This window comes from Sphingobium sp. (assembly GCF_041987595.1).
Taxonomy (GTDB): Bacteria; Pseudomonadota; Alphaproteobacteria; order Sphingomonadales; family Sphingomonadaceae; genus Sphingobium.
In genome coordinates this window covers 1-18,147 of the sequence record NZ_JBHIWJ010000082.1, presented here as the reverse complement: position 1 = coordinate 18,147, position 18,147 = coordinate 1, and the positions used below count along the sequence as shown (strand labels likewise).

The following is an 18,147-nucleotide window of genomic DNA, read 5'->3' as shown; positions in this document are numbered from 1 at the left end:
GAAACTTCATGACTGCACCAAGGAAGTCCTCCACGTATTCCAATTGAGCCTTGTCGCGTCGCTGAGCGTCAGCGGCCTTTTTTCCGGCGTAGCGACGGCAGCCAAGGCGATGAAGCCGGACATCAAAATCTACGGCGTGCAGGCGGAGCTCTATCCGTCCATGTATGACTATATCAAGGGCGCGAACCTGCCCTGCGACGGCGATACTCTGGCCGAGGGCATTGCAGTCAAGCAGCCCGGCGAGCTCACCCGCCGCTTCGTCGAACGCCTGGCGGACGATGTCATGCTGGTCAGCGAACGCCATCTGGAGGAAGCGGTCAGTCTGCTGCTTCAGATCGAAAAGACGGTGGTGGAAGGCGCTGGCGCCGCAGGTCTCGCAGCCCTGCTGACGCATAAGGAAGAGTTTGCCGGACGCAATGTCGGCCTGATTCTGACCGGCGGCAATATAGACACGCGCCTGCTGGCAAACGTGCTGTTGCGCGACCTGGCACGGTCGGGCCGCCTCGCCCGGCTGCGCATCATCCTTCAGGACCGGCCGGGCGCGCTGTTCCATGTCGCCCGCATCTTCGATCAGGAAGCGGTCAACATCCTGGAACTGTCGCACCAGCGGATTTTTACCAATCTGCCGGCCAAGGGCCTCAGCCTAGACGTCGAGTGCGAGACGCGGGACGGCGCCCATCTGGAGCGGTTGATCGCGGCGCTGCGAGAGGTGGGGTATGAGGTTGCGCCGATCGAGGTGGCCTGATCGATGCGGCCTCTGCCGCTTAACCAATTTTCGTGGTAAATAAACTTTTCACAGCCGCCCGCCAACGGCATAGTCGATTCATGAATCAGGGGTCGGGCAGCGCTGTGGGGGAGATGCGGTTGTGAGTGCGCCTTTCCGCTTTCCGCGTTTCTTCGTCACCAATCCCAGCCCGTGCCCTTATCTTCCGGGCAGGAGCGAGCGGAAAGTTTTCACCGAACTCAGTGGGGAGAATGCGTCGGAACTGAACGACGCGCTCGGCCGCATCGGTTTTCGCCGCAGCCAGAATGTCGCCTACCGGCCAAGCTGCGCGGACTGTTCCGCCTGCGTTTCGGTGCGCGTGGTTGCGGGCGAGTTCGAACCCAATGCCACCCAGCGCAAATTGCTGCGGAAGAATGGTGACCTTGTCGTCACCGCCTGTAAGCCATGGTCGACCGAGGAGCAGTTCGCGCTGCTTCAGCGCTATCTGCGCGCACGCCATCCCGGCGGCGGCATGACTGAAATGGATGAGATGGATTTTGCCGATATGGTCGAACAGACCCCGGTGGAAAGCCATGTCGTGGAATATCGCGAACCGGGTGAGGACGGCCGCCCCGGCAAGCTGATCGGCGCCTGTCTTACCGATCGGCAGGGCGATGGTCTGTCGATGATCTACAGTTTCTTTGATACGGCACTGGAGCATCGCAAGGGACTGGGCAATTTCATCATCATGGATCACATCCTGCGCGCTGCGAAGGCCGGGCTGCCCTACGTCTATCTGGGCTATTGGGTCGAAGGGTCGCAGCGGATGCAGTATAAGATCCGCTATCGTCCGCTCGAACGGTTGAGCCGCAACGGTTGGACCCGCTTTGATCCGGATGAGCAGGCCCAGGCGGTGCAGCAGGCAGAACCGCGCGACGAGCCTGCCTTGCCCCGTGAACTGGCGGCAATTTTCCGCAAATAATCGCCAATGAAGGGCCGTCCTGACGCCTGTCTGACGGTCGCATTGGTGCCCGCTGGCGCATCTTGTGCCGTTATGGACCGATTTCTCTGTACCGCATTGGAAAGCTTATTTAACTTTTTCCGTTAGTGCATCCTCATGGTGCGCGGAAAGAAGCATGGATCAGGACCGGCCGATGGACCGTTTTGCTGATCGCCGATTTGGAGAATTTGGGCCGGAACCCAGCCAGCGAAAGCTGGATTGGGGCCTGTTGCACTACCGTAACGAATTGTTGTTTTCCCCGATTTTTCATCAGGTTTCTCCTCCTGCGATTCGTTGGATCGCTGACGGGCGTGGGCGCATCCTTTCGCGGGAAATCATGTCGGATCTGTTCGCGCGGCATTTTTCCTGCGACATGATGGGCCATGGCTGGCGCGGAGTGCTGGACCGGCGCGACCGGCAGGCGCTGGCCAATGCGGCACGATCATCGGCCACGCCCGATCCCGTCCCCGTACGGATGCGCGCCCTTTCGGGGGACAAAAGATGGGGCCTTGTCCGCATGACTCTGGTCGTGCAGCCGGATGGAGCGCCGCTATGGTACGGCACTATCGAGGATGTCGACGACCGGCATGACCGGGACCGGAGAGCCTTGGCCGAAGCGCTGGCGGAAAGCCGACAACATTATCGCTGGTCGGTCGAACTCAGTCCGCAAGTGCCCTGGACGGCCGCGCCCGACGGTGCGATCGAGGAAGTTGGTCCGCGCTGGCACGAACTCACCGGAATGCCGCCGGAACAGGCGCAAGGCAGGGGATGGATAGCATCCCTGCATCCCGATGATCTTGACCGGACGCTGATGGCCTGGGGAGAAAAGCTGGCTTCCGGCGACCCGGTGGACGTCGATTACCGTCTGCGTCTGGCCGATGGCAGTTATCGCTGGATGCGGGCGCGAGCTTCCGCGCGCAAGGATGCGCAAGGCCGGATCGTCCGATGGTATGGAACGCTGGAGGACATTCACGCGCAAAAGATCGCCCAGCGCGAACTGGCGGAGAGCGAGGAGCGTTTTCGACTGGCGGTGCAGTCGGCGCGGCTCGGCATCTGGGATTTCGACGCGACGGTTGGGACGCGTACCTGGTCGCGCGAGTTCCGGCAGATGCTCGGCCTCTCAGCCGCCGAACCGGCGACCAGTGAACTGGCGCTGAGCCTTGTGCACCCGGAGGACCGTCCCCAACTGGCCGAAATGCTGGATGCGGTCGCGCAGGGAGAAATGCCGCCGCATTTCGAAGCCACCTTGCGGATACGTCGCGCCGACAATGGTGCGCTGCGCTGGATCAAGAGCGCGGGCTGGAGCAGCTTTTGCGAAGCGGGTCGGCCGCTGCGCGTGATCGTCACCTTTCAGGACGTGACCGAGGAACGGAATAGCGAGGATCGCATCCGGTGGGCGGCCACCCATGATCCGATGACGCGTATGCCGAACCGGGCGCTCTGGCAGGAAACGCTGGAGGAGATGACCGAACAGGCGCGCAGGGATGGCGAGAGCTTCGGTCTGGTGCTGGTCGATATCGACGAGCTCAAACGGACCAACGACATGTTGGGTCATGATGCCGGGGATGCGCTGCTTTGCGGCTTTGCGCAGCGATTTGCCGTCAGCGCACCCGCCGACGCGATGATCGGGCGGCTTGGCGGCGACGAATTTGGCATGATTGCGCCGTCGCTTGCCAACAGCGCGGCTCTGGCTGCCTGGAGCGCCGAACTGTTGGGTGGCGTGCGCGGCCCCTATGTCCATAATGGCCGTTCGCTGGATTGCAGCGTCAGCATCGGCGGCGCTGTGTTCGGCGAGCATGGCGACGATGCGACCGAATTGCTGAAGGCAGCGGATCTGGCGCTCTATGCATCGAAATCCGCAGGCAGGGGCCGGTTGACGCTGTTCCATTCGCCGTTGCGGGCCGAGGCGCAGCAGCGCAGTTCCATGATCCACATGGCGCGGCAGGCGATCGCCGACGATCTGGTCGTGCCCTTTTATCAGCCGAAGGTCGATTTGAAGACCGGACGCGTCCTGGGTTATGAAGCGTTGCTTCGCTGGCAGCATCCGCGCACTGGGGTTCATGCGCCCGACACGATCGCGGCTGCCTTCGACAATGCGGAAATTGCCGTTGAACTGACCGAAAAGATGCTGGCCAATGTCGTGCGCGATGTGCGCCGCTGGCTACGCGCTGGCTATGATCCGGGTCGGGTAGCCATCAACGCTTCGGCGGCGGACTTCATGCAGCATGACTTTGCCGGCTATGTCCTTGCCCATCTGGCGCGCTGTGGCGTTCCGCCCCGGCATTTCGAGGTTGAGGTGACCGAGACGGTGTTCCTTGGCCGTGGCGCCGAACAGGTGGAACAGGCGCTTCACCGCCTGTCGGCGGCGGGGGTGCAGATCGCTCTCGACGATTTTGGCACCGGCTATGCTTCGCTCAGTCATTTGAAGCAATATCCGGTCGACATATTGAAGATCGACCGCAGTTTTGTGCGCAATATCGAACAGGATGCGGGGGACGCCGTCATCGTTGACGCCATCGGCAAGCTGGGTAGCAGCCTGGGCATGGAGGTGGTTGCCGAAGGGGTGGAGACGGCGGGGCAGGTCGAGCTGTTGCTCGCGCGCGGTTGCTCGATCGGTCAAGGCTATCTGTTCGGACGGCCGCAGCCCTGGGCCATGGTGAAGTCCCAAGCGGCCTGAACGGCTGCGCTATTTGGAGCGAGTCCTCCTGCGGACCACCCGCTCGGTCACATAGGTACGGGTGGTCGTGACCGCAGGCTGGATCACGACGGTCGTGGTGGTGACGCCGGGATAATAATAGCCATTTGCAAAATAGCCGGGGGCCTGCGTCGTGGTGACGACTGGCTGGCCCGGCGCGGGTGCGGGCGGGGGGCTGGTCCAGTGCGGCGCGGCTGTATAGGGCGGAGCGTCATAATCGACGCCGGGACCGCCGCGAACCTCGCCTTCGAAACGGCCTTCATAGTCGCCGTTATAGGCTCTGCCGTCCCTGTCGCGCCAGGTCCCGCTCCAGCGTCCCCGATATTCATGGAGCGGAGCGGCCTGCGGCGGAGGCGGTGGTCCATCATGCGCGGTTACGTCATCGTCATAGCCCATGCCGCGCGGGGGTTGATCCGCCCATGCGGCATCCGACGCCAGCACGGGCGCAATTGTAGCCATCGTCAGGACGATGCTCCAGATCCGCATGCTTGAACTCCCTGTTTCCGCTGATTTGTTAACGGCTTGTTTAGCATGCTAGGGCGTCCCGATCCACGCCAGGGCGGCTCGTGACCTGTCCCGAAACGGGGCAAGGCCTGTTCAGGCGAGGCGCGCTCCGATTCGCGCGATCAGCGCCTCCAGGCCCGCCCTGTCGGCTTCATTGAAGCGGGCAGGGGAGGGGCTGTCGAGGTCGAGAACGGCCACCACCTGGCCGTCCTTCATGACGGGCACGACGATTTCCGATGCGCTGGCGGCGTCGCAGGCGATATGGCCGGGGAAGGCATGCACATCCTCGACCAGCTGCGTTTCCGCGCTGGCCGCCGCCGCGCCGCAGACGCCCTTCCCCAATGCGATGCGGATGCAGGCGGTCTTGCCTTGAAACGGACCAAGCACCAGTTCGCCGTCGATCATGCGGTAAAAGCCCGCCCAGTTGAGATCGGGCAGAAATTGCCAGATGAGCGCGGAGATGTTGGCCATGTTGGCGACGGCATCTCTCTCTCCGGCGGTCAGCGCGTCGGCGGCGGAAAGAAGGTCGTCATAAAGAGTGGCTTTGTCGGCATCCGCCGTGGGGGCAAAATCGAACATGGCGGCGATATAGGATGTGCGGGCGGCGGCGGCCAGTCTTCGGTGACGGGAAGCGGCCATTGGCGGACATATTTCCACCCGTTCCAGCGCGTCAGTCGAACTTCACCTTGCCCCGCCCAGCCTTCACCGAACTGCGGGCTTTCTTGGCGTCGACGCGGCGCGCCTTGGCGGCTTTGCCCGGCTTGGTGGCCTTGCGGGCCTTTGGCACGAAGGTCGCCTCGCGGATCAGGTCGATCAGGCGGGCCAGCACTTCCTGCCGGTTCATGAGCTGGGAACGCGAGCCTTCGGAACGCAGGATCAGCACCCCTTCCGCCGTCATCCGCCGCCCTGCGATCGCTGCCAGCCTCGCCTTCACCGCGTCGGGCAGGGACGGGCTGTTCGCCACGTCGAAACGCAACTGCACCGCGCTGTCGGTCGTGTTCACATGCTGGCCCCCCGCGCCGGTCGAACGGACGAAGCTCTCCGACAGTTCGTCGCTGTCGATGGCGATTGACCGGGTGACGGGGATCAGCGGCAAGAGATTACAGCCCAGCCTGTTCCAGCAGCTCCGCCCCAAAACCGGCCGCCGCAAAGGTTTCGGGCAGCGGAGCGGTCGCTTCCGCAGGCGGCTTTTCGCCGCGTGGGATACTGAGGAACCGGCTATGCAGCAGCATGGGGCCATCACCCGATCCATAGACAGGATCGCCGACGATGCCGAAGCCCAGCCCGTGCAGCGCATGGGTGCGGATCTGGTGGGTGCGGCCGGTGCGGGGCGTGAAGACGATCAGCGCGCGGCCATCCTTCTCCGCGATCCGGCGCCATTCCGTGATCGCCGCCTTGCCTGCTTTCGCCGGGATCATCCGCCAGCCCTGCGCGGGCGTGCTGATCTTCTTGAGCGAGAGTTCGATGATGCCGCTCTCTTCCTCGGGCACGCCGTCCACCACCGCGACATAGCGTTTGGCGACGGTTCCGGCCTCAAAGGCGGCGGCGAAGCGCTTGTGCGCCTTGGGATTGCGCGCCAGCAGCAGGCAGCCGCTGGTGTCCCGATCAAGCCGGTGCACCGGCAGCGGCCAGCGCTGAAAGCCGAAGGTCAGCGAGGAAAGATGGTTCTCAAGGGCCAGCGATCCGTCACGCGGCGCGTCGACCGGCAGGCCCGCGGGCTTGTCGAGGATGATGGCCTCGCCATCGATGAACAGCACTCGGTCGTGAAGCAGGGTCAAGGGGCAGCATCCGTAAACAGGGGAAAGGGCGATTGACGCGCGCCCGGCTTCCTATAGGGCGACATCTCTATGGAGAACAGGGGGCATGAGGCCCGACCCACGGGCGGGGGACGGCTGGAATGGATCGATGTCGCGCGCGGCATCGGCATCATCGCCGTGGTCGTCGGCCATGTATGGACGCGGGGCGGCCTGCGCGATGCGATGTACAGCTTCCACATGCCGCTGTTTTTCCTGCTTTCCGGCCTCCTTTCGCACCCGCAGCCGGTGGCGCGTTTCACGCTCCGCCAGTTGGGGTCGCAGACGCGGCCCTATGCCGCTTTCCTGTTGCTGCTCGTCGTCGCAGACCAGATCATCGAAACGATGAAGGGCGGGCGACCGATCTTTCACGACTGGCCGCGAGATGCGCTACCGATCCTGCTCGGTGGCTCCTGGCTGCGGGGCCCGTTCACCATCTTCTGGTTCGTCCCCTGCCTGATGATGGCGCGCATTCTCTTCAACATGGCGCTGGCGTGGTGGTCCGACCCATTGGACAGGCGCTGGGCGTGGCTGATGCTGCCCTGTCTGCTTGCCGCCTATGAAGCAGCACGGTTTACCAGCCTGTCGCCACTCGGCCTGCTCACCGTGCCGATGGCGCTGGTGTTGCTGTGGGTGGGCGCCGCGTGGCAGCGGGTGTCATGGCGAAGCTGGATGCTGGCGCCGCTGGCCTTGTCGTCGCTGGCGGGGCTGTCGGCGTTGCTGCCGACGCTCAACATGAAGGCGGCGGATTATGGCTGGCCCTTGCTTTCGCTCGGCTCTGCGATCGCGACGAGCGTGCTGCTGTTCCGCCTTTCGGTGCGGATCGCGCCCTTTGGCGGCTGGATCGCCGCCATTGGCCGGGCGTCGCTGGTCATCATGTATCTGCATGTCGCCGTGATCCACTATCTCTCGCCCTATCTCGGCAAGCCGTGGCTGCTGATGCAGGCCCTGATCCTGCCGCTTGCCGCTTATTATCTGATCCGGAACGTGCCGGCGCTGCGCCGCATTTTCCTCTGACGCTAATGGAGATGCCGCAACTTGTCGGGGTTGCGCATCACATAGATGCCGGTGATGCGGCCATCCTCTATATCCAGCGCCGTCGTCTGGAACTCGCCATCCGCCTCGCGGGTGACGAAGCCGGGCAAGCCGTTGATCAGCCCCATGCGCACCAGCGTCGAACCATATTTGCCGAACAGCACCGCCAGCGCCTTATGCACCTGCATGACCTGCCGCAGGCCGAGTATCGGATGGACCGCCGCAGGCCGCTTGCCGCCGCCGTCGCTGTGCAGGCTGACATCCTGCGCCAGCATCGCGCCTAGCGCAGTCATGTCGCCGCTGCGCGAGGCCGTGAAAAAGGCGCTGGCGATCTCCAGCCCGCGCTGCTTTTCCAGCTTGTAGCGCGGTCGGGCCTGCTGAACATGCGCCCGCGCCCGCGCAGCCAGTTGTCGACAGGCGGCCTGATCGCGATCGACGGTCGCCGCAATCTCCTCGAAGCCGACGCCGAACAGGTCATGCAGCAGAAACGCCGCCCGCTCCAGAGGCGACAGCCGTTCCAGTGCCAGCATCAGCGGCAGCGTCACATCGTCCTCCGTCTCGGCATCCTCGACCACCGGGTCGGGCAGCCAAGGACCGATATAGACTTCCCGACTGTGCCGCGCGGATTTCAGTTGATCGAGGCAAAGCCGCGTCACCGTCCGCCGCAGGAAGGCTTCCGGTTCGCGCACCGTTTCGCGGTCCACACCCATCCAGCGTATGAAGGCGTCCTGCACCACGTCCTCGGCATCGGCGACCGATCCCAGCATGCGATAGGCGACGCGCAAAAGGCGGGGACGCAGCGGATCGAAGCTGTCCGCCGGGTCCAGATGCATCCCCTGCGCCATCAGGCGGCCGCCTTGGTTGGGGTGTCGTACCAGAGGCCGAAACCCACCGCGATGCGGTTCCAGCCATTGATGACGTTAATCATCAGGGTCAACTTCACCTGTTCCTCCTTCGAGAATTCGGCGTCCAGCGCTTCGTGGGCTGAGACATGGCTGTGCCCTTCGGAAAGACGCGTCAAGGCTTCCGTCCACGCCAGCGCTGCCCGTTCGCGTGCCGTATAGCACGGCGCCTCGCGCCAGGCCGACAGCAGATATATGCGCTGTTCCGTCTCCTCCAGCGCGCGGGCGTCGGCCGTGTGCATGTTGATGCAGTTGGCGCACTGGTTAATCTGGGAAGCGCGTATCTTCACCAGTTCCACGAGGCTGGGCTCCAGGCTGTCATTGACGGCAGTGGAAAGCGCGAACCAGCTTTTCATTAACTGGGGGGCGACGGCAAAGGGATCGAGCTTGGCAGTCATGGTCAGCACCTTTCATCATGGGTTGTGCTGACATGACGAGCCAGGAATGGCCGGTGTGACATGAGACGCAAAAAACATGGCCTCCAGTCAAAAAGAAGGGGGCCGACGCGCAGTCCGATGCGCCGGCCCCCACCGATGTTGACCCTTGCGACCCAAGGCTCAACAACTGTGCCGTGCCACCCACCGGGTAGACGGCGCAGCAATCTGTTATCCGTGCAATTTCATCGCCGTCTCCGCGATCCGGCGGCCCTGATAGCGCGCACCGTCCAGTTCTTCCTCGCTTGGCTGGCGGCTGCCGTCGCCGTCCGCGAGCGTGGTCGCGCCATAGGGCGCGCCGCCGCGAACCTTGTCGACGCCCATCTGCCCGGCAAAGCCATAGTCCAGGCCGACGATCACCATGCCGAAATGCAGCAGGTTGGTGATGATCGAGAAAAGGGTGGTCTCCTGCCCGCCATGCTGGCTGGCGGTCGAGGTGAAAGCGCCGCCGACCTTCCCGTTCAGCGCGCCGCGCGCCCACAGGCCGCCCGCCTGATCGAGAAAGGCCGCCATCTGGCTCGACATGCGACCAAAGCGCGTGCCGGTGCCGATGATGATCGCGTCATAGTCGGCAAGTTCGGCGACGGTCGCGACTGGCGCTTCCTGATCCAGCTTGAAATGAGCGGCCTGCGCCACTTCCAGCGGCGCCGTTTCCGGCACGCGCCTGATATCGACATGTGCGCCAGCGGTGGCTGCGCCTTCCGCTACGGCCTTCGCCATCGTTTCGATGTGACCGTACGAAGAGTAATAGAGAACCAGAACCTTGGCCATGAATATCTCCAATCTCGTTAATGCGTTGATCGTAAAAAGGTTTCAAAAAATCGGCCGCCCGCGAGGGGGGAGTTGCGGGCGGCCTTCGGCCCATCCGAAGGGAGAGGAAAGGATGGGCCTATTCGCTGTCGACAAGGACGATTTCCGCGTCCTCGATGGCCGTGACGGTGATGGGTTCGCCACCGATGATCGCAACGCCGTCCCGCGCTTCGAAAATCTGTCCGTCAATCTCTATCCGCCCCGTCGCAGGAACCAGATAAAGATGGCGGCCGTCCCCGCTGTCGTAGGTTACGCTGTCCCCGGCCTTGATCGTGCCGCCCAAAAGACGGGCGTCGGCGCGGATGCGCAGCGCTTCCCTGTCTTCGTCATGGCCGCTCGCCAGCACCTCCAGCTTGCCTGAGCGGTCACCCTTGGGAAAGGGCTTGGCGCCCCAGCTCGGCTGGCCGCCCCTTGCGCGGGGAATGATCCAGATCTGGAAGAGCGTCGTCGTCTCGTCTTCCAGATTATATTCGGCGTGGCGTATGCCGGTGCCTGCGCTCATCACCTGGACGTCGCCCGCTTCGGTGCGGCCCCTGTTGCCCAGGCTGTCCTGATGCGTGATCGCACCCTTGCGGACATAGGTGATGATTTCCATGTCCGCATGGGGGTGCGGCGGAAAGCCCGAGCGCGGGCCGATCTCATCGTCATTCCACACTCGGATCGCGCCCCAGCTCATGCGGGCGGGATCATGATAGTCCGCGAAGGAAAAATGGTGGCGCGCGTTCAGCCAGCCATGGTCGGCATGGCCCAGCGACGCGAAGGGGCGGCGTTCGATGCGGCTCCCTGTTGTCGTGTTCATATGCTCGTGCCTTTCATTGCGCTACCGGATGGTTCCGACTTGCTTTCCGTCAATCTAGCGATCAGGATCGTTTCTTGAATAGGCAGGATTGAAACGGATTGTTTCCTTATGCGGCTTCCTGATTTTGAGGCATGGGCCATGTTCGCGGCCGTGGTCGAGCATCGCAGCTTCACCGACGCAGCCAAGGCCCTGAGCGTGTCCAAGGCAACCATATCCAAGGCGGTGACGCGGCTGGAGGAACATCTGGACACCAGCCTGTTCAATCGCACCAGCCGTCGCCTCGCGCTGACCGAAAGCGGCAAGCGGCTGGCGGATCATGCCGCGCGCATCCTGTCGGAAGGGCAGGCGGCGGAAGAAGCGGCGCGGGACGAAACGGCCGAACTGTCCGGGACGGTGCGTCTGGGCGCGCCGATGACCTTCGGCCTGCTCCGCGTCGCGCCCCTGGTCGCCGAGTTCACGAAGCAGAACCCGCAGGTAGATGTCGATCTGCATCTGTCGGATGCGCGCATCGACCTTGTGGAAATGGGTCTCGATGCCACCATCCGTATCGCGGACATGCCCGACAGCTCGCTGCGCGCCCGACGGCTGGCGGACGTCAACATGCATGTGGTCGCGTCGCCGGGCTATCTGGAAGAACGGGGGCGCCCGGCGCACCCCTCCGACCTCGGCAGCCACGACTGCCTTTGCTATTCCAACGTCGCCACACCTGATGTCTGGCGCTTTTCCGGTCCCGGCCAGCAGAATGTGGCGGTGCAGGTACGCGCCCGTATCACAGTCAATAGCGGGGAGGCGATGCTGCCTGCCCTCCGCGCCGGGGTCGGTATTGCCCGCCTGCCTGATTTCATCGTCGGCGAAGCAATGTCGTCGGGCGACCTGGAGGAGATTCTCGTCGACTGGCGGCCGCCTGCCTTTGGTCTCCACCTGGTCACGCCGCCGTCGCGTTTGCGGCCTGCCCGCGTGGAGGCGCTGCTCGATTTCCTCAGCAGACATCATAGCTGTTGAAGGCTCGTTTCGAAGTCGAATCCATATTGACTCGCCTGAATCATTTCGCGGCTAAAACATTACAAACAGATTCAAAATCGCACGACTCATTGGAATCCCTGAGTTATCTAAAAATTAACCTTTGTCCTTCAGAAGTTTTTTGGTTAATGAATTGGAGCGGCTGCCGTTCTCTGGGGGTGAACGGGACTGCTACGCAAAGGGGCTTCACATGCGCGTGCTGCTAATCGAAGACGAACCGACTACGGCCAAGGCGATCGAGCTGATGCTCACGACCGAGGGGTTTAATGTCTACACGACCGACCTCGGGGAAGAGGGCCTCGACCTCGGCAAGCTCTACGATTACGATATCATCTGCCTCGACCTGAACCTGCCGGATATGCACGGTTATGACGTGCTCAAGAAGCTCCGCGCGGCGAAGGTGCAGACGCCGGTGCTGATTCTTTCGGGCATTGCCGAAATGGACAGCAAGGTCCGTTCCTTCGGTTTCGGTGCCGACGATTATGTGACCAAGCCGTTCCACCGCGAGGAGCTGATCGCCCGCATCCATGCCGTGGTACGCCGGTCGAAGGGGCATTCGCAGTCGGTTATCAGGACTGGCAAGCTGGCGGTTAACCTTGACGCCAAGACCGTGGAAGTGGACGGCAATCGTGTTCACCTGACCGGCAAGGAATATGCGATGCTGGAGCTGCTTTCGCTCCGCAAGGGCACGACGCTGACCAAGGAAATGTTCCTCAACCACCTGTATGGCGGCATGGACGAGCCCGAGCTCAAGATCATCGACGTTTTCATCTGCAAGCTGCGCAAGAAACTGGCGCTCGCCTGCGGAGGCGAAAATTATATCGAGACGGTGTGGGGCCGCGGCTATGTGCTGCGCGATCCGGACGAGGCCGAAGAACTGGCGACCAGGGTCGCCTGACCGATCCGATACACAGTCCAGGGGGTGGAAGACCGGCGATCCGCAAGGATTCTCCGGTCTTTTTCCTTTTCGGTCGTCAGGTGCCGTTCAACGCCGCTTTGTGTCTGGGGCGGGAGAACGGGTCCGAAAGCCCGGCCTCTTGATATCGATCGACGCGCGGAAGGCGGTCGGCACCTGATAGGGAGCGGTTGTCGGCTTCTCGCTAGGTGGGGGGCTTTTGACTGTCGCGGGATTGATGGGGGTCTCCAGAAGTACGCCGAAACCCTGGCCTTTGCGCCAGGCGATCTTTCCTTCCACCGGCGCGCAGTCGGGAAGGCCGATCACCACATTTTCACCTACCGCAATGTCGAGATCGCACCGACCGCCCAAGCCTCGCTCGGAAACATCGCGCACCAATATGTCGATTTCGCCATGGCGCGGATGGCGCATGCGCGCCTTTAGCAGCCGTCGCTGACGCTCATGGAGACGCTTGGACATGAAATCGAGGTGGGAATTGGACATGGACTGTCCCGCGACCCTTCATAGTTGGCGCTGTTCGCACCTATGGCGACCGGTATTCCGTGCAGATCGCGCCTGCCGGAGTTCTTTATATCGGTGTTTTAGATGGGCTGACGGAAAATGGGAAGGTCAATGATCCTAACATGCTTATAGCAGGCGTTTTTTTCCTACGAAAAAGGCCGGTAATCCACGGGGATTACCGGCCTGGGGATCAGGCGGCGGGGCGGGGGCGTGATGGCTGAAAGCCGACTGCGGGGGCCGCCCCGTCGGGGGGATTATTGGGCCGCCTGATCCGAAGAGGATGAGCTGGAACCGGAGGCCTGGCCGCTGCCCGAAAGCTGACCGCCTGCGTCGATCGAGGCCGCGCCGTTCGCCGCACTCGCGGCGCCGCTGGCGGCACCCACAGCGCTGCCGGCAGCAGTGCCCGCGACCGAGCGTGCCCGGCCTGCCGTGTTCGCGGCGCGATCACGGGTGGCGTTGGCCGCTGCGCCAGCCCGGCCACGAGCGTCGGCGGCGGCGCTGACCGCCCGGTCCCGCGCGGCCCCTGCGGTGCTGCCAATCTGATCGCGGGCGCCGCCCACGGCGTTACGGACATCGCTGGTGCCCGGCGTGTCGGCGGTCAGGCTACCGCTGGCCGAACCCGAAGCGCTGCCGCTGTGGCTCTTGCCGTGACGGCCGACCGAACCACTGGCGGAACCGCTGCCGCTTCCGTGGCCCGACCCGCCGGCGCCGACGCGGCCATTTTCCAGATCCACGCTGCGGTCGATGCCGATGCCGCCGGAACCGCCGAGCGTGCCGCCCAGGGAACCGCCAAGTGAACCGCCGCCGCCGCCGAGCGCACCACCCAGGCCGCCGCCCAGCATCCCGCCGCCGCCGCCGAGCAACTGAGCCGAAGCCGGGGCGGCCGTCAGAGCGGCAAGGGCGGCAGTAGCAAGAAAGAACTTCACTTTCATCGATCGTCTCCTTGTTCGTTGTTCGATCCGATGAAAGGACAACGGGAGGGCTGGTCGAATTCATCCCGGCGCACCGAAAAAATTTAACAAAATGCTGAAATTCAATCCATATTTCTGCAAGATCCGCAGACGATCCCCTTGCCGAACGCCTTGCCGCCAGCCTTCGCTTCGCCCTGAAGAGCGCCCATGCTGCCGGTCGCGAACAGGCGCCCCGCCACCAGCGGCGCGGCAAAGCTGGTGCCGCGCACCCGTCCCTTGCCGCCATCGGTGCGCGCCGCGTTCATGTCGGCCCCCGGCGCCGCGAAATCGATATGCTGCGCTCTCCCTGCCTCCGGCAACAGCCTTCCGCGGCCATCGATTCCCGTCACCGCGACGACATTGGGATAGGAGGCAGGATAGGCCGGGGGTGCCGCTGGCCCGTCATTGCCGACCGCCGCCACCACCATGACGCCCTTGTCCCGCGCCAGCCGGATCGCGCCCGCCAGCAGCGGATTGTCCGGCCCCACCAGACTGACCGTGACAACGCTCGCGCCCCGTGCTGCCATCCAGCCCAAGGCCCGCGCAATCGCAAAGGCGCCGCCGCCAGCCGGATCGTCGCCATAGACGTCGGCCACCAGCAGGGGCGCGCCCGGCGCAGCCCCCCGCACGCTGCCTGTGCCGCTGATGAGCGAGGCCACCGCAGTCCCGTGGGCGCTCGCCCGGGGCGCGCCGCGGGCGAAGCCCTGCTGCTCGACCGGCCCGCTTAGCGCAGGATGACGCGCCACGCCGCCATCGATCAGCCCGGCGGCCTTGCCCCGCACGCTTCCGCTCTCCGCCAGCGCCGTCGCGGTGAGGGCGATGGCCGAACCGCTCGGAAAATAGAGATTGTCCGCACTTGTCTGCGCTTCGGGTGCAATCGAACGGACTTTCTTCAAGGCCCGCGACAGGCTCTGCCCCTGCGGCACCGTAAGCCGCGTGATGCTGAGGTCCAGTCCCTCGACCAATTGCCTCTCGACACCATAGCCCGCCGATCGCAGCGTCTCGATGCTTTTCGCCGTGGCGCCTGTCAGCAGGATCACGCCGCGCCGCGCCGGTTCGCGCCGGTCGTCCAGTTCGACCGAGTCCCCATGTCGCCGCACCAGATCCCCGATCCGCGCCGCTCGCGCCGCCGCCAGCCGGTCGGCCAGCCGGGCCGGAGAAAGCCCGTCCAGCCCCGCCTGGTCGAGGGCGCCTTCGGCCCGGTCCAGCACGGTGGGCACCACTCCGCCGACCTGTCCCAGCCCGGGCGCGGACAGCAGTTGCGCTTCCGCGCCGGGCGCGGTCAGAAGAAGACCGGCAACAATCCATGAACGGGCGAACTTCATCTCGACCTCTTTACCACCGACCCCTTTTTCGGTCCTTTCGCATTCAAAATGAGTCATCGCGAAAAAATTTCCGATACATGATCTTCCGTCAGGGATGAAACGTCGGGGCACGGTCGTTTCATCCCTGACAGACATGAATGGAGACCGGATGTCGTTCGAAAGCGATCTGTTGGCGATCCTGCCCCGGCTGCGACGCTTTGCCGCCAGCCTCTCGCGGGATCGCGCCGATGGAGACGATCTGTGTCAGGCGGCGCTGGAAAGGGCGCTCAAGGCGCGCGACCAATGGCAGCCGGGGACAAGACTGGATAGCTGGATGTATCGGATCATGCGCAATCTCTGGATCGACGAGGCCCGTTTGCGGCAGCGCGCCGCCCGGACCTTCGCGCCGGAAGAGGCGGGCGAGCATGTCGGCCATGCGGGCGACCGCGATGTGGAGGCGCATGTGATGCTGTCCGATGTGGATCGCGCCATGCACGCCTTGCCTGACGAACAGCGCGAAGCCATTGCGCTCGTGCTGGTAGAAGGACTCTCCTACAAAGAGGCGGCCGAGGTACTGGACGTGCCGATGGGCACGCTGACCTCGCGGCTGGTGCGGGGGCGCGGTGCGCTGATCGAAATGCTGGGGGAAGCGGCATGACCGACATTGACGAAGCCCTGTTGATCGCCTGGGTCGACGGCGAACTGGATGAAGTGACGCGGCGCCGCGTGGACCGCGCCATGGCGGAAGACCCTGCCCTTGCCGAACGGCTGGAAACGCACCGCCGCCTGCGGGAGCGCCTGTCGGGCCATTATGCGCCGATCGAAGCGGAGCCGGTGCCGCCTGCCTTACGGGCCTTGCTGGAGGAGAGCGCGAAAGTCGTTCCGCTGGCCCGTCCTGCAACCCCGCGCTGGCGCAACTGGGGCATAGGCGGCGCCATTGCCGCGAGCCTCGTGCTGGGCCTTGGCATCGGCCATCTGTCCGGCGGCTCCTCCGGCCCCGTTGGGGTCAGCAATGGCGTGATGGTCGCGCAGGGGGAACTGGCGTCCGCTCTCGATACCCAACTGGCCTCCGCTCAGCAGGGCGCGGCGATCCGCATCGGCCTCAGCTTTCAGCGCAAGGGCGGCGGCTGGTGCCGCAGCTTCGAGGGGCAGGCCGTCTCCGGCGTCGCCTGTCGCGAGGGACAGGGGTGGCAGGTCCAGCAACTGGTGCCGGGGGCGGGGCAGGGGACGGACTATCGTCAGGCCTCTTCCGGCGATGCGCGGATCATGACGACGGTCGATGCGCTGATCGAAGGCGCTCCGGCCGATGCGGCGCAGGAGAAAGCGGCGCTGGCCAAGGGCTGGCGCGAAGGTGAATGACGGGTAGGGATGGTTAGCGGAAGTTCGAATTCAGAAACTTCCGTTCGTCCTGAGCCTGTCGAAGGGCTGCACTTCTTCTTCAGGCTCAGAGTGCCTTCACGACCTCACCCGATCGCTTCTCAAACATGCGCCACGGCATGCCCCGCGCAACAGGCCGCCCGGCTCGATTCCACATATTCCGCCTCGTGCCACCAGAAATGCTGGTGCGCATGCGCGAGCGGCGGCAGCACCGGGGTTACCCGCGCCTGAGGCCTTGCCGCGATAAATGGCGCGATCAATTCCTCCGGCGTGCGCACCACGCCGTTGGCAATGACTTTCTTCACCCGCGCCACCGCGTTCACGTCCTTCAGCGGATCGCCTTCCACCAAAATCATGTCCGCCAGCATTCCGCGTTCGATCCGCCCGATCGGCTCGCCCAGAAACTCTCCCGACCATCGCGTCGTCATCATCAGCGCGTCATGCGGGGAAATCCCGAAGCGCACCATCCCGCGCAGGTTGAGATGCAAACTCACCGCCGTCAGATCGATCGGCGCGTCCGTCCCCGAAATGGGATGCCAGCCCGCCGCGAGCATCAGCTTGATCTGCTCCACCTGCCGCTCAAGCGAGGCCAGCATCGGCTTGCCGCCATCGCCCGCCATCGCCTTCATCCGGCCCAGCAGCTTGTCATATTCCCAACTGGGATAAAGCGTCCTGATCCGCGCATCCTTCGCGAACTCGTCATCCTCGCCCAGCAACGCCGTCGCTGCGAACAGGGTCGGGGTCCGTCCGGCCCTGGCAGCCGCGAACAGATCGGTGACGTCATGATAGCCGCCGCCCAGCGAGGTGACCGTCCGCGAATAGCCATAGCGGTTTGTGGCGCCGGTATGCTCCATGCAGTCCATGCCGCTATGGAGGGCGGGATAGTGATAGTGGGACGACAGGTGCATCCCCATGCGATGCGCTTCGCCGACGACCTGCTTCTGCACGTCGTGGCGAAGCCGCACATAGGTCTTCACCATGTCGTAATCCAGCGCCCGCGCCCGTTCCAGTTCCAGCGCCATCTGCCCCGGTTCGGTTACGGGCCGCATGAAATTGTAGAAGATGCGCCCGCCATCGATCGCCTCGCCCGTGGCATAATGCCGCGCCGCGATCCGCTTGCCGCTCTGGATCGCTTCGCGGTCCTCGACCATATGATAGGCCGGGCATCCGGGCGAGCGGGTCGCGGTGATCCCCATCGCCAGCCATAGCCGTCCCATCCGGTCGCCATAGCCATAGCCCGCCATCTGCCGATGGGTGTGCATGTCGATCAGCCCCGGCATCAGCGTCTGGCGCGCCGCCAGCTTCGGTCCATTTGCGGAAGATGCCAGCGCAGCGCACGTGGGCATTTTGAATGTAGTAAACCGGATTTTTATCTGAGCGTTCCAAAGCCAGGTTGAGATCGAA

At 64.0% G+C, this 18,147-nt stretch carries 20 protein-coding genes; 8 read left to right on the top strand and 12 right to left on the bottom strand.

Going from position 1 to position 18,147, the window contains the following annotated elements; genetic code table 11:
* The 3 genes from ACFC3J_RS17200 to ACFC3J_RS17190 all read left to right on the top strand — a co-directional run.
* On the top strand, positions 1–745 hold a 745-nt coding region (locus ACFC3J_RS17200), incomplete at its 5' end, for a pyridoxal-phosphate dependent enzyme (RefSeq protein ID WP_375197326.1).
* A gap of 121 nt (positions 746–866) precedes the next feature.
* Entirely contained in the window at positions 867–1,685 is an 819-nt protein-coding gene (locus ACFC3J_RS17195) for an arginyltransferase (protein ID WP_375197325.1), read from the top strand.
* A gap of 172 nt (positions 1,686–1,857) precedes the next feature.
* Positions 1,858–4,380 (top strand): EAL domain-containing protein, encoded by a 2,523-nt coding sequence (locus tag ACFC3J_RS17190; RefSeq protein ID WP_375197328.1) that lies wholly within the window; start codon positions 1,858–1,860, stop codon positions 4,378–4,380.
* 9 nt (positions 4,381–4,389) lie between these two features.
* On the opposite strand, the gene ACFC3J_RS17185 is transcribed toward ACFC3J_RS17190, so the two are convergent.
* From ACFC3J_RS17185 to ACFC3J_RS17170, 4 genes are all read right to left on the bottom strand, one after another.
* On the bottom strand, positions 4,390–4,884 hold the full coding sequence (locus tag ACFC3J_RS17185) for a hypothetical protein (protein WP_375197324.1): 495 nt from the start codon (positions 4,882–4,884) through the stop codon (positions 4,390–4,392).
* 111 nt (positions 4,885–4,995) lie between these two features.
* Positions 4,996–5,481, bottom strand: coding sequence for a GAF domain-containing protein (locus tag ACFC3J_RS17180; protein ID WP_375197327.1), 486 nt, complete (start codon positions 5,479–5,481; stop codon positions 4,996–4,998).
* A gap of 91 nt (positions 5,482–5,572) precedes the next feature.
* Positions 5,573–5,998 carry an alternative ribosome rescue aminoacyl-tRNA hydrolase ArfB gene (gene arfB / locus ACFC3J_RS17175; protein ID WP_375197323.1) on the bottom strand — a complete coding sequence of 142 codons (426 nt, stop codon included), beginning with the start codon at positions 5,996–5,998 and terminating at the stop codon, positions 5,573–5,575.
* A 4-nt stretch (positions 5,999–6,002) separates the two neighbouring features.
* A complete protein-coding gene (locus tag ACFC3J_RS17170; protein ID WP_375197322.1) occupies positions 6,003–6,680 on the bottom strand; it encodes an RluA family pseudouridine synthase in 678 nt (225 codons plus the stop codon).
* A gap of 69 nt (positions 6,681–6,749) precedes the next feature.
* Between ACFC3J_RS17170 and ACFC3J_RS17165 the strand changes: the two genes are divergently transcribed.
* Positions 6,750–7,712, top strand: a complete 963-nt coding sequence (locus ACFC3J_RS17165; protein WP_375197321.1) for an acyltransferase family protein — start codon at positions 6,750–6,752, stop codon at positions 7,710–7,712.
* Positions 7,713–7,714: 2 nt separating this feature from the next.
* Here ACFC3J_RS17165 and ACFC3J_RS17160 read toward each other — a convergent pair whose 3' ends face one another.
* The 4 genes from ACFC3J_RS17160 to ACFC3J_RS17145 form a co-directional block, all read right to left on the bottom strand.
* Positions 7,715–8,575 carry a sigma-70 family RNA polymerase sigma factor gene (locus ACFC3J_RS17160; protein ID WP_375197320.1) on the bottom strand — a complete coding sequence of 287 codons (861 nt, stop codon included), beginning with the start codon at positions 8,573–8,575 and terminating at the stop codon, positions 7,715–7,717.
* Positions 8,575–9,030, bottom strand: coding sequence for a carboxymuconolactone decarboxylase family protein (locus ACFC3J_RS17155; protein WP_375197319.1), 456 nt, complete (start codon positions 9,028–9,030; stop codon positions 8,575–8,577). Before ACFC3J_RS17155 ends, ACFC3J_RS17160 begins: the two co-directional genes overlap by 1 nt.
* A gap of 207 nt (positions 9,031–9,237) precedes the next feature.
* On the bottom strand, positions 9,238–9,837 hold the full coding sequence (gene wrbA, locus ACFC3J_RS17150; RefSeq protein WP_375197318.1) for an NAD(P)H:quinone oxidoreductase: 600 nt from the start codon (positions 9,835–9,837) through the stop codon (positions 9,238–9,240).
* Between the two features lie 118 nt (positions 9,838–9,955).
* The gene (locus ACFC3J_RS17145; protein ID WP_375197317.1) at positions 9,956–10,675 is read right to left on the bottom strand and encodes a pirin family protein; all 720 of its coding nucleotides are present in this window, start codon (positions 10,673–10,675) and stop codon (positions 9,956–9,958) included.
* A gap of 108 nt (positions 10,676–10,783) precedes the next feature.
* On the opposite strand from ACFC3J_RS17145, the gene ACFC3J_RS17140 reads away from it, so the two are divergent.
* On the top strand, positions 10,784–11,677 hold the full coding sequence (locus ACFC3J_RS17140) for a LysR substrate-binding domain-containing protein (RefSeq protein WP_375197316.1): 894 nt from the start codon (positions 10,784–10,786) through the stop codon (positions 11,675–11,677).
* Between the two features lie 208 nt (positions 11,678–11,885).
* The gene (gene ctrA / locus ACFC3J_RS17135; RefSeq protein WP_375197315.1) at positions 11,886–12,593 is read left to right on the top strand and encodes a response regulator transcription factor CtrA; all 708 of its coding nucleotides are present in this window, start codon (positions 11,886–11,888) and stop codon (positions 12,591–12,593) included.
* Positions 12,594–12,680: 87 nt separating this feature from the next.
* On the opposite strand, the gene ACFC3J_RS17130 is transcribed toward ctrA, so the two are convergent.
* From ACFC3J_RS17130 to ACFC3J_RS17120, 3 genes are all read right to left on the bottom strand, one after another.
* Positions 12,681–13,070 carry a hypothetical protein gene (locus ACFC3J_RS17130; RefSeq protein ID WP_375197314.1) on the bottom strand — a complete coding sequence of 130 codons (390 nt, stop codon included), beginning with the start codon at positions 13,068–13,070 and terminating at the stop codon, positions 12,681–12,683.
* A 296-nt stretch (positions 13,071–13,366) separates the two neighbouring features.
* Entirely contained in the window at positions 13,367–14,044 is a 678-nt protein-coding gene (locus ACFC3J_RS17125) for a hypothetical protein (RefSeq protein ID WP_375197313.1), read from the bottom strand.
* A gap of 101 nt (positions 14,045–14,145) precedes the next feature.
* Complete coding sequence (locus ACFC3J_RS17120) at positions 14,146–15,444, bottom strand: S8 family serine peptidase (protein ID WP_375197312.1); 1,299 nt, start codon at positions 15,442–15,444, stop codon at positions 14,146–14,148.
* Between the two features lie 91 nt (positions 15,445–15,535).
* On the opposite strand from ACFC3J_RS17120, the gene ACFC3J_RS17115 reads away from it, so the two are divergent.
* Both ACFC3J_RS17115 and ACFC3J_RS17110 read left to right on the top strand, forming a co-directional pair.
* Complete coding sequence (locus tag ACFC3J_RS17115) at positions 15,536–16,024, top strand: RNA polymerase sigma factor (protein WP_375197311.1); 489 nt, start codon at positions 15,536–15,538, stop codon at positions 16,022–16,024.
* Positions 16,021–16,725 (top strand): anti-sigma factor family protein, encoded by a 705-nt coding sequence (locus ACFC3J_RS17110; protein WP_375197310.1) that lies wholly within the window; start codon positions 16,021–16,023, stop codon positions 16,723–16,725. The genes ACFC3J_RS17115 and ACFC3J_RS17110 overlap by 4 nt, the downstream gene beginning before the upstream one ends.
* Positions 16,726–16,844: 119 nt before the next feature.
* On the opposite strand, the gene ACFC3J_RS17105 is transcribed toward ACFC3J_RS17110, so the two are convergent.
* On the bottom strand, positions 16,845–18,089 hold the full coding sequence (locus tag ACFC3J_RS17105) for an amidohydrolase family protein (RefSeq protein WP_375197309.1): 1,245 nt from the start codon (positions 18,087–18,089) through the stop codon (positions 16,845–16,847).
* Between the last annotated feature and the right edge of the window lie 58 nt (positions 18,090–18,147).